General features: G+C 40.2%; 2 protein-coding genes. Both read right to left on the reverse strand.

What is annotated here, in order from left to right:
- Positions 1-22: 22 nt before the first annotated feature.
- Positions 23-967, reverse strand: coding sequence for an ISAon1 family transposase (locus DRF58_RS18050; protein WP_088264485.1), 945 nt, complete (start codon positions 965-967; stop codon positions 23-25).
- A gap of 19 nt (positions 968-986) precedes the next feature.
- On the reverse strand, positions 987-1,349 hold the full coding sequence (locus tag DRF58_RS18055) for an ISAon1 family transposase N-terminal region protein (protein WP_031504482.1): 363 nt from the start codon (positions 1,347-1,349) through the stop codon (positions 987-989).
- Between the last annotated feature and the right edge of the window lie 68 nt (positions 1,350-1,417).

A 1,417-nucleotide genomic window follows, 5' to 3' on the forward strand; every position in this document is an offset into this window, starting at 1 on the left:
GGATCAGTACCAAAACTTGTGTTTAAGCAAAAATGTTTTGTAGTCTGAATAGAAAAAACGCCCGATCCCTAACTCCTCTGAAGTTGCTTCTAAATTTTTTAATTTTTGCATTGAAAGATTCTGCGGATGCATTCGTACTTCTATGATTGAAGTAGTTTAGGATATCGTTATAGTGGATGGTAAACGTTTTTAACAGGATAGCAAAAGATTTAAAGCCGGAGACTTCTACCTGGTGATACCATCTTGCTAATTTTAACATAGCGATTTCTTTGGTGTTTTTCTTGTGGTAGACGTTTCTTAAATCTTCTGTTAGTTGGTAAGCGTTGTGGATATCCGGATATTCACTGAATAGGATTTGTGCGCGTTCTTTCTGGGATTCGGTCCAGTGGAAGGAACTCTTATACAGCAAATGCCTGCTTCGTGCCAGGAGCTGTTTTCTGGTGTCTCCATTTGAACACAGTTCCGGTTGGTAGATTTCTTTATTTTTCCTGGCATTCAGGATACCATCGCTTTCCTGCTCTATAGCTTTCCATCGGTGTTTGATACGGATTTCCTGCAGGGCTTCTGAGGCTAGTTGCTGTACATGGAATCGGTCAATGGTCCGTTTGGCATTGGAGAAGCATCTCTTGGCAATGAGTTTCATGGAACCGGCCATGTCTAGAGTGATTTCTTTTACGCTTAACCTTAATTTACGGTCGATTTTCAGTAAATGTTCTATGACGGTTTCTGCGCGGGTTTCTTTGATAATGGCAACCAGGCAGCCTTTTTTACCTTTCGCTTTTTTAGACGTGACCACAGTATAAAGTTCACCGCTGGACAAGGCTACTTCATCTATCGACAAGGATTGTGACATGTTTTCGGGATAAATGAGCCATTCCTGTGCATGGGATTTCTCTTTCCAGGTTTTATAATCACTAATTCTGTTTTTGTATTGGCGCTGGAATTTTTTACCCGCCACACCGTACATTTCAGCAATGGTTTTACAATCAAGAGGTCGGGTATCGACAGATTTCTTTTAAAAAATCGGCAAACCCCTTGGTTAAACGGGTGCCTTCTGCCACTAAGTTCCAGTCTCTCTGCACGATTTGCTTTGTGTTCTTATCCAGCCATCTGCGTCTTTTAATATGCAGGTAAACGGCGTTTCCACGCAGGGGAAAATCTTGAATAGTAATCTCCTTATGGAATCCGTGTGCTGTTAAAATTCGATTTGAAACTTCTTTGGGTGGGTTATTTTTCTCCTCAAAATAAAGGTGCATCACTTCACCCTCGGTGGTTTGCTTCGTTAAATCAAAATGTTCAATTAAAAATTCAGGCAGAATATGTTTCAGCAGTTCCAGATAATGATCCAATGTTCTTAAAGTTTACTGCAAAAATCGAAAACTTATTTCAATTTGCACACAACTTTTGAGATTGATCC

This window comes from Epilithonimonas hispanica (assembly GCF_003385395.1).
Classification (GTDB): Bacteria; Bacteroidota; Bacteroidia; order Flavobacteriales; family Weeksellaceae; genus Epilithonimonas; species Epilithonimonas hispanica.